The sequence below is a fragment of the Protofrankia sp. Cr1 genome (assembly GCF_963555865.1).
Classification (GTDB): domain Bacteria; phylum Actinomycetota; class Actinomycetes; order Frankiales; family Frankiaceae; genus Protofrankia.
This window is the reverse complement of sequence record NZ_CAUVXO010000182.1, coordinates 1-9,406: the sequence shown is the minus strand read 5'-3', so window position 1 is coordinate 9,406 and position 9,406 is coordinate 1. Positions and strand designations below refer to the sequence as shown.

Genomic DNA, 9,406 nt, shown 5'->3' with positions numbered 1-9,406 from the left:
TGACCTGGGGTGACACGGCGTGTTTGGTCGTGGTTCGGCGCCGTGTCGTGGTTCTACCGTCGACTCCCATGTTGCTGATCTTCTTCTCGTCGCGGGGGTGGGAGTCGTGGGAGGTCGAGGCGGCGCCGCTGATCCCCGAGGGCATGCCGGTGCTGGTCGACGACGATCTGCGGTTCGAGGACGGGCCGGGCCGTCCGCGGCCGGCGGTGGTGGTGAACCGGTGGCTTCGTGAGCTTCCGGCGTGCGGTGTGCCGGCGCCCAGGTCGTGGGCCGCCTATGCGCGGGCGGTGAAGGACTGGGTTGAGTTCCTGGCTGGGCACGGGATCGACGTGTTCGGCCCACGCGAGCAGCTCAAACTGGCGCTGGGAAAATATGCGGAGGACCGGTCGGCGGGGCCGGTGGAGCGGCGGCTGGCGGCGAGTACGTGGAGCCAGCATATGAGCATCGTGAGTATGTTCTACCGGTCGGCGATGGCCGAAGGCTATGCGTCCGCGGAGCCGTTCAGCTACCGGACCGCGAAGGCCATGGTCGGCGGCATGGTCCGCGACGTCCGGGTGAACCTGGCGATGCGCCGAACTCCGAAACCACATGTCACGATCAAATATCTGGAAGCCGACTTCGTGACGTTGCTGCTGAACGCGCTGGCCGGGCTTGACCGGGATGGTCAGGCGGATGCTGGCTATGCGGGGCGGGAGCTTGCCCGTAACCGGGCGGTGGTCGGGTTGGCGTTGGCGACGGGCCTGCGGTTGCAGGAGTTCTCGTCGCTGCTGGTCTATGAGATCCCAACGCTGCCGTCCCGGTCGGGGGTGCTGCCGGTGCCGTTTGCGGTGCCGTCAGGGGTGGCGAAGTGCCGTAAGTTCCGCACCAGTTGGATCAGCGTCGAGGCGCTGAGGGCCGTGCACGACTATGCGACGTTGGATCGGGCCGCCGCGGTGGAACAAGCATCATGGTGTCCGCCGGGGCGGTGGGGTTCTGCGCTGCGGGTGAGCGAACCGGACGTGCGCGGCGGTCGGATTAACGGGGTGCGCCGGGGCTGGGATGCGCTGACGCCGGGCGAGCGGCGTCGGCTGGTCGCTCCGGACGGCGGTTCGTGCTTGCTGGCGGTCCGCTCGGACGGCGGCCCGTTCACCGCCTGGGCGACGGTTTTGGAACGGGCGTCGGATCGTATCCGGGCCCGTGTCGAGCCGCGGTTCCCGCATGTTCATCCGCATCGGCTGCGGCATTCTTTCGCGATGGCCACGTTGGAGCGGCTGGTGGATGGGCATTACCGGCGGGCCGCCGAGCTGGTGGCGGCCGGTGGCGTGAGCGGGCCGGACGCCGCGTTGGCGTTGTATCTGAGCAAGGCCGATCCGCTGCTGGTGCTGCGGGATTTGATGGGTCATTCGTCGGTGACCACGACGGAGGCTTATCTTCGCCGGTTGGACACTACCCGGATTTTCGGGGAGGCGTATGCGCGGGCCGGCGCGGCGGCTGGCTTGGCCGATGATCGGGCGGCGGACGCCGAGGTTGCGGCGGAGTTCACCGAGGAACCTGGCGAGGACGACTGATGCCGGCCACGGTGACCGACGACGGGCTGGGGATTGTGTGCGTGTTCAGCGACGGCAGCCGTATCACCGTCCGTCTCGACAACGTCGCCGCGCCGGATCTGGCTGCCGACCTGCTGGCGGGTCTGGCCGAGTTGGTGCATCCGCACGGGAGCGTGGACTCGGCGTCCACGGTCAAGCAGTACGTCTTCGGGTTGCGGCGGATGTGCCGATTCTTCGCCGATCAAGGGTTCGTCGGGGGCGCGTCCGCGCTGAGCCGGGGCGGGCTGGCCGAGTACCGGATGGGCTTGGCCTACCGGCAGGACACGGTCGTGCGCGCCTTGCTGCGCGGCGTCGACACGGCCGGCGGGCAGCTTGACCCGGGGGTGCGGGCGATGGCGGGCGGCCGGCCGTTCGCCCGGCATCCGCGCAGCACCCCGCTGGCCCCGTATTCGGAGGCGGAATGGGCCCGGCTGACCGAGGTCTGCCAGACGATCGTGTCCGACGCCTATGCCGCGCATCGGGCGGCGCTCGCGCAGGCCGCCGCCGGCTGCGACCCGCGCATCGGCGGCTGGAACCCGGCGAATCTGCACTGGCTGCTGGCCCGGATGGGGCCGTGCAGCATCCCGGACGTCGCCGCCCGCGCCGGAGTCTGGGCCAAGCGGGTGCAGGGTCCGGGCGGGTTCCGCCAAGCCAGCACGGCGCTGTTCCCGCAGCTGGACGTCACCATCGCCTACCTGCTGCTGTTCGGCGTCCACTCGGGGGTCGTGCCGGACGGTATCGCCGACCTCGGTGTCGGGGACGTCGAGTGGGCCGGCGACGCCACGATCCTGCTGTCCTATGTCAAGGGCCGCGCCGGACCGGAAACGACCACCCTGCCGAGGAAGGCGGTGCGGCTGCTGGAGCAGTGGCTGGCGCACTCGGCGCTGCTGCGCGGCTTCGTCTCCGCCGAGCAGCGCGAGCGGCTGTGGTTGGGGGTCACCGGGGTCGGCCGGCGGGCCGTCCGCGGCACCCCGTTCCGCCCGCTGTTGATCCAGAAATGGGTAGGGCGGCATCAGATCGCCGACGACGATGGCCGTCCGCTGTCGATCCAGCGGCACCGCATCCGCACCACCCACCAGGCGCTGCGCGACAAACGGGCCTGGACCGGCAGCGGCCGGGGGCTGATCGACCCGAACCACAGCCCGGCGGTGGAAGGCGACCACTACCTGACCGCCGCCACCCCAACCCAGCAACGGGCCATCGACACGATCATTGAGGAGGGGCAGCAGGACATGCTGCGCCGCGCCCACCCACCCGTGGTCCTCACCGGCGAGCAGGCGGCGGCGCTGGCCGGCGACTACCCACAGGCGGTGTCCCGCCTCGGTCTGACCGGCCAGGTGATCGGCGAGCTGGTCGGCGGGGAGCGGGACGTGTTCACCGCGGCCTGCGCGGACCCGACCGCCGGGCTGCACGGGCCGAAGGGCACGCCCTGTCCGGCGCGTCCGTGGGTCTGCCTGCTGTGCCCGCTGGCGGTGTTCACCCCACGGCACGCGGCGAACCTGCTGCGACTCAAAGCGTTCTTCGCCCGCCAGTGGGCCGCGATGCCCGCCGCCGCCTTCATGGCCGTCTTCGGCCCCTACGCGACCCGGATCGACGACGTCCTGGCCCGCTACGCACCTGCCGTGCTCGCCGAGGCCGCCCGCCACGTCACCGACCACGACAGCGAACTTCCGCTGCGACCCGAGGAACGCACCCGATGACCCGGTCTGTCACCAGTGTGTCCGTCGGGGCCGAGCCTGGGCCGGGCCGGTCGCCGTTCGTCGGCGCCGACGTCTGCCAGGCGGCCGGGTTCACCCTGCTACCCGGCGGGCACGGGCCGGTGTTCGACGAGCCGATGTGGGACTTCACTGCGGTCGCGGGCCTGCCCGCCCAGCTGCACCAGGCCGCCCGCCGGCTGACGTTCACCGGCATCGTCAACCCGGCCTGGCAGCTGCTCGCCAAAGAGCTGCTGTTCGCGTTGCTCGCACCGTCGCATCCGGCGGTGGCGGTGCTGCCGCGGGCGTTGCGCACCCCGCTGAACCTGCGCTCGGCTCGCTACCGGCTCGCCGAACTCACCCGCTGGCTGACCTGGCTGTCCGACCACGGCGTCACCACCCTCGGCCAGGTCACCGAGGACCACGCCCGCGGCTACCTCGCCCACCGGCGCACCGCCGGCGACGGAGCCGAACGCGGCCCGGCAACCCGGAAGGCCGCCGTCACCGCCGTGCTCGACTTGTGCGACTACGCCGAGCTGTTCACCACCGACCGCTACCCGCCCGGCTTCCGCCCGTGGGGCGGGGCGGCCCCGCACGCCATCGCCGAAACCCCACCGGTCGGGCCGAACAAGACCCCGCCGGTCGACCCGTCGGTGCTGCAGCCGATGCTCGCCGCCGCCCTCTACCTCATCGAAGAGCTCGGCCCGCACGCCGTCGACCTCGCCCGCCAGCTGCACGACGACGCCCAGCTTCGCGGCCGGCTGCCGCACCCCCGGCGCATGCCCACCGATGCGGTCACCGCCGTCCTCACCCGCCACGTCCGCGACCGTGTCCCGCTTCCCCTGCTCGCCGATCATCACATCGCCGTCCGGCTCGCCGGCGGCTGGGCGCCCGACGACCCCCTGCTGCCCATCGCGTGGGATCTGCTCGCCCGGCAGGCCGGGGCGTTGCGGTTCCGGCTGGAATGGGTGCGCCGGCTGCGCGGCCAGCTCGAAGCCACCCTCGCCCGCACCGGAGCGGACAAACCGTACTGCCGCAACGCTGCCCCGGTGTCCCGGGCCGACGGCCACGGCCAGGTCGCGTGGAGTCTGCCGCTGCACCCGCACGAGGCCGAGGTCGTCGTCCGGCTGGTCCGCACCGCCGCGATCCTCGTCATCACCACGCTGACCGGGATGCGCGCAAGCGAGGTGATGGAACTGACCGGCGAGTCCCGCCGGGTCGAGCACCTCGCCCCCGGCCGGGTCCGCTACCGGCTGGCCAGCCGGGTCATCAAAGGCCGCCCGCTCGGCGGCACCGACGACGAATGGGTCGTCATCGAACCCGTCCACACCGCCGCCGGTGTTGCCGCCGGGCTCCTCGACAGCCCTGGCGGCGACACGAAGCTGTTCAACCTGCTCGGCTTCACCGGCCTCTACGCCAGCTTCCGCACCTGGGTGGACAGCCCCGCCGGCCAGCGCCTCGGGCTGGCCCCGATCCCCGACGGGCCGGTCAACCCGCGGATGCTGCGCCGCACCCTCGCCATCGAACTCGCCTACCGGCCCGGCGGCGTCCTCGCCACGAAGATCCACCTCAAACATGTGTCCGTCGCGACCACCGAAGGCTACGTATCCCGGCCCGGCGGCGCGCAGGCCCGGCTACTCGCCGAGGTCAACGAGCAGGAGACCGAACGCAACCACGCTCTCATGCTGGCGGAGTTCCGCAACTTCCAGAACGGGATCATGCCGGCCGGGCCCGGCGCGAGCGAGCTGACCTCCTTCTTTTCCTCCGTGGAGGCTGAACTCGCCGGCCACGACCCGGGCAGCCCGAAGACGGTGGCCAACGACCGGCAGATCCTCAACCTGCTGTCCAGACGCGCCGGCGTGCTGCACCTCGGGACGGCGAACTACTGCTGGTTCACCGACCCGGCGAAGGCGTTGTGCCTCAAACTCGCCGGCACCCCGTCGGCGACGACCCCGCTGGCCGGCATGTGCGACTCGGCCCGCTGCCCGCAAGCCACCCACCACCCCTGCCACCGCGACGTCTGGGCCGACACCGCGACCACCACCAAGACACTGATCGCCAGCCTCGGCACCACCCGCCGCGTCGAAAAGACCCGCCTGCAAGCCGAACACGACCGGGCCCTGACCGTCCTGGCCGGCATCGACGCCGCGACCCGACCCGCCGACCCAACAGAACGGGGATGACCATGAGGCTTAGCGCCGAGCACCGCGCCCGCAACGAAACGCGCATTCGCGCCGCCATGGACCGCCTGCTGGCCGGCGACATCCCGCCCGGCGGCAGCTGCGACGTCAAAACCCTCGCCCGCGAATCCGGCATCGACCGCACCGCCTTCTACGGCACCCGCCCCTACGCCCACCTCCGCACCGAGTTCGAGACCCGGCTCACGACCTTGCGCGACACCGGCCAGACCCCGGACCCGCGGATCACCCAGATCACCCGGCTCAAACAGCACGTCGGCGTACTCCAGCAACGCCTCGACGCCCGCGACACCACCATCACCCAGCTGACCGCGTTCAAGACCCAGGCGCTGTCCCGCCTGACCGCCCAACACGACGAGATCACCCGCCTCCGCACGGCCCTCGACGCCACCAGCACAGTCCGGCACCTGCGTCCCCGCGTCGCCACAACAGGTCCGTGCACCTGAGCACCCGGGCTGAGTGCCACGTCAACGGGCCGCTGCCCGATCGCGCCTTCCTGTCATTTCCCAGGCGCGGGTGCTGGCGCGAACAGCAGCGTGACGCGGTCTCCGACAGGCTCGAAGCCGAGCCGTTGATACACGCCGTTGCTGGTCGGATTAGCCAGATCGGTGAACAGCAAAACCTCGTGCGCTCCCGCGTCCAGCGCAGCCTGGCTCACCGCTGCCGTCACAGCCCCGGCATAGCCCCTTCGCCGGAGACCTGAAGGAGTATAAACGGGCGCGATACGGACCATCCCGCCCACCGGACGGGTAATCCCCGCCACCGACACCGGCACCCCGTCAACCTCCCACAAGGTCAAGCCGCCATAGCTGAGACGATCGTCGACCCGTCCCGCAGCATTGCCGACAACCCCACCGGTCTCTTCCTGGAACGCCGTGACCCAGACCACCAACAGGTCCCTGTCGGCCGCCGCGGCCACGCGAGGACGACCCGAAGGCCCGGGTCGGGGCAGAACGAGACTCCCGAGCCGATACAAACGCTCCCGATGATGAAGACACGGCGCGGCGGCGGCCCGTTGTTGCCAGCCGGAGGCGAACGCGCTGGCGACATCCTCGCCCGCATCCACCCCGGACAGCGGCCTCCCGCGCGGCCAACACTCGACCAGCGGCCCCACCGCCTGCCGCGGAACCCTGGTCAGAAGAACCGGACTCGGCGGGGTCTGCACGAACGCGCTCTCGACAGCACCGCCGGCCGACAGCCACCAACCGAACAGCGGAGCAGCCTCCCCGAACGCCGCCAAGCCACGCACACGCAGCGTCTCGGCGACGGTCACCAACACCGTGTTCTCCACCAGCCGGGACATCAGAAACTCGCCCGCCGCCGCGAGATACTCCTCAAGGTCTTCCGTCATGAACCAGGCCACACCCCATGGTCCCGGCCGAAGCCACCCCCGCGCACCTCCTTTTCCCCACCGGCCGGGCCGTCCACCCGGCGGCGTCACGCTCCCCGAAGCCAGCCCGTCATCGACCCGCCCCCGCCTACCTGTGACTTGCGACACATACAAGACCTCGGCCTGCAACATGATCGGCCGAGCCGTGGCGCTGCCCCCACCTCGCCGTCACTGACACCGCACGACAACACGGGCGCACCTGAACACGACGAGTGCGGACACAAAGTTGGACCGCTTCTTCTTATCGCTGGGCCGAGGTCGGCCCGAGCCTCCTCTACGCCATGCAAGCCACAGCAGCCCCAACCCGGCGTGATGCCGGGGGGCGCTCGGCCGGCTTGACGGTATTCGCGGCGCATGATGTCCCTTCGACCTTTGGGACCGTCGACCAGCCGGGACGGACAAGGACACCGATTGCGGGCCCGAAGTTGGTCGGCGGCGAGAGTCAGGCACGCCAACAAGATCTTCTGCACCGAGCGCGTGCCGAAGATGTGCTGCACTGGCAGCAGCACCAGCGTCCGATCTCCGCGGAGACGCTGCGTAAGCAGCTGCACGTCGGTACCGGTATGGCCCGCCGCTTGGTCACCCAGCTCCGTACCGAGACTCACGTCGCCCTCGACGGACTCGGCGAGCCAGCCTCTGCATAGAGGCCGTTCAGCTCTGGCCGGTCGTAGATGGGGTCAGCGCGAGCCTGCATCGGCGCGGATCCTGTCGCGACGTCGTCGTCACGCTGAGGCTGGGTGAATGGGAGGTTCCAGTACCGCGGAAATTCTCCCTCGCCGGCCCCGGCGACGCCCGGCGCTGGTGGGCGCGGCCCAACCGTCCGGGTGAGGCCAGTTCACCAGCGCGGACGGCGGGCGAAGGTTGGGCAGGAAGTTGACCAGATTCGGCGGTAGCGGACCGACAGGGTCATCGGGCGCGACGGAACTGCCGGATCTCGTCGCGCGTCACCCCGAGCTCGCCCGCCAAGCGGACGCCGCCGACGATGGGTGGTGGGTGGACCGTGCAGGTCGACCTGGCATCCGGGCGCCTCGGCACTGGGCCGCGTTCGTCGCTTACGGCTGTTGAGGCGGGAATAGCCAGCGGTTTCGGACCGGCCGGGCGCCCAGGTGGACGGTCCGGGTCGCTGACCTGCGCGGATAGCAGGCCGAGGATCACGACCAGCCGTGCGCTGCCGCTGGTGTCCATTCTGATGCACTGCTCCGGAACCGAACGAAGACGTAAAAAGATCTTCGCTACAGCCGTTCGAGACCGTCAACATCAGCGTCGGTGATCTTTCCGCGCAATCCGGATCCGACGCGCCAATTGCCGGTCAGACGTGCATGTCTGCCGGCGACAATTGTTGCTCCGACTCCGAGGCGAGCGGAAAGTAGCGCAAGCTCTTGACGGGTGTTCGCTTGTTTGATCAGCGCGTCGGATCCTTCTGGGATCAGGATACCTTCGGCAAATCGGTCCGCTTCCATTTCCGCCGTATCTTGTTCGCTCTTCTCGGAGTCGAGATCCAGGAATGTGGTGCGGTTGGGATGGAGGAGAATGTGGCCAATCTCGTGTGCGATGTTGAACCAGAGGATATCGGGCTTCCGATGCCTTTCGGTTACCCCAATTACAGGCCTGTCTTTGCCGAGCCACCAAGTCGCGCCACAGACCCGTGTCCCAGGAACCTCGCGAACGAATGTAAGGATGACGCCAGCCTGTGCGAGAATGCTACGCACGGCGTGGAATCCGTCAAGGATTCCCAGGTTGGTCATCCCGGGAAGGGTTCGTGCGACGTCACGCAGGGTTCGCTGATGGAGTGGAATGACGTCGGCCTGCTCGGCGGATCTCTCCACGAGCCGAAGCCAGAGCGCCGTGTTCTGCTCGGCGACGGTAAATGATTGCCTTCGCCGAAAGGATACTCGGGGTCGTATCCAGGCCTGCTCGAAAGCATCGGGGCTGGCTACGCTAAAGAATTTTAGAATCTTCTCGATTTTCACTGTCGACTCGTCTTCGGCGCCGACGATTCGATGTCGGCGCAAGGTGGTATCATCGAATCCGCGAGCCCAGGCCGTAAATTCTGATAGCTGATGACGCGCCTTCTGCTGGCTAGCATGGGCGGTATAGTCAGCGTCCAATTGGATCCAGTAGCGGGTCGGAACGCCGAGTACGCGCTCCAGCCTGACTGCCACGTCACCCGATATTCCGATGACGCCATTTACGATCTGGTTGACATGTTTCGTCGTGAGACCGGTTCGCTCCGCGAGTTCACTCTGCCTAATAGCTCTCTTCTCTAGGAGAGTGCCTAGAAATGTGCCCGGATGGATTGACCAGTCCGGGACGAGCTCGTTCGTCTCGGCGTCGAGGTTCATCCGACCATCCCCGCGTGGGAACTGGCCGCCACCTGCAAAGCGGTGATCGCTAGCTGAGTGACCTCGTGTGGACGAGCGTGAGGAGTGATCACTCGGTCGCCGCTGTCACAGAAAGCCACCGCGTTCAGCGTCGCTGCCCCATACGCCAGCGCGATCGTAGCCGGCTCCGCTGCCGCCGGGGTCTGCACGTCGACGAGGCCGACTCCAAGTGCGTCAG

7 protein-coding genes are annotated in these 9,406 nt (G+C 69.1%); 4 read left to right on the top strand and 3 right to left on the bottom strand.

What is annotated here, in order from left to right:
• The 4 genes from U9980_RS15170 to U9980_RS15155 all read left to right on the top strand — a co-directional run.
• On the top strand, nucleotides 1-1,547 hold a 1,547-nt coding region (locus U9980_RS15170), incomplete at its 5' end, for a site-specific integrase (RefSeq protein ID WP_322768505.1).
• Nucleotides 1,547-3,265 carry a hypothetical protein gene (locus U9980_RS15165; RefSeq protein ID WP_322768504.1) on the top strand — a complete coding sequence of 573 codons (1,719 nt, stop codon included), beginning with the start codon at nucleotides 1,547-1,549 and terminating at the stop codon, nucleotides 3,263-3,265. The genes U9980_RS15170 and U9980_RS15165, both read left to right, overlap by 1 nt.
• A complete protein-coding gene (locus U9980_RS15160; protein ID WP_322768503.1) occupies nucleotides 3,262-5,442 on the top strand; it encodes a hypothetical protein in 2,181 nt (726 codons plus the stop codon). Before U9980_RS15165 ends, U9980_RS15160 begins: the two co-directional genes overlap by 4 nt.
• Before the next feature lie 2 nt (nucleotides 5,443-5,444).
• The gene (locus U9980_RS15155; protein WP_322768502.1) at nucleotides 5,445-5,903 is read left to right on the top strand and encodes a hypothetical protein; all 459 of its coding nucleotides are present in this window, start codon (nucleotides 5,445-5,447) and stop codon (nucleotides 5,901-5,903) included.
• Nucleotides 5,904-5,956: 53 nt separating this feature from the next.
• On the opposite strand, the gene U9980_RS15150 is transcribed toward U9980_RS15155, so the two are convergent.
• The 3 genes from U9980_RS15150 to U9980_RS15140 form a co-directional block, all read right to left on the bottom strand.
• Nucleotides 5,957-6,808 carry a GNAT family N-acetyltransferase gene (locus U9980_RS15150; RefSeq protein WP_322768501.1) on the bottom strand — a complete coding sequence of 284 codons (852 nt, stop codon included), beginning with the start codon at nucleotides 6,806-6,808 and terminating at the stop codon, nucleotides 5,957-5,959.
• Nucleotides 6,809-8,079: 1,271 nt separating this feature from the next.
• The gene (locus U9980_RS15145) at nucleotides 8,080-9,189 is read right to left on the bottom strand and encodes an ImmA/IrrE family metallo-endopeptidase (RefSeq protein ID WP_322768500.1); all 1,110 of its coding nucleotides are present in this window, start codon (nucleotides 9,187-9,189) and stop codon (nucleotides 8,080-8,082) included.
• Nucleotides 9,186-9,406 (bottom strand): hypothetical protein (locus U9980_RS15140; protein WP_322768499.1); only part of this gene is annotated, 221 nt, incomplete at its 5' end. The genes U9980_RS15145 and U9980_RS15140, both read right to left, overlap by 4 nt.

Bases quoted from the DNA above. Each gene is read 5' to 3' on its own strand.
- U9980_RS15165 (WP_322768504.1), top strand. From the start codon at position 1,547: ATGCCGGCCACGGTGACCGACGACGGGCTGGGGATTGTGTGCGTGTTC.
- U9980_RS15160 (WP_322768503.1), top strand. From the start codon at position 3,262: ATGACCCGGTCTGTCACCAGTGTGTCCGTCGGGGCCGAGCCTGGGCCG.
- U9980_RS15155 (WP_322768502.1), top strand. From the start codon at position 5,445: ATGAGGCTTAGCGCCGAGCACCGCGCCCGCAACGAAACGCGCATTCGC.
- U9980_RS15150 (WP_322768501.1), bottom strand. From the start codon at position 6,808: ATGACGGAAGACCTTGAGGAGTATCTCGCGGCGGCGGGCGAGTTTCTG.
- U9980_RS15145 (WP_322768500.1), bottom strand. From the start codon at position 9,189: ATGAACCTCGACGCCGAGACGAACGAGCTCGTCCCGGACTGGTCAATC.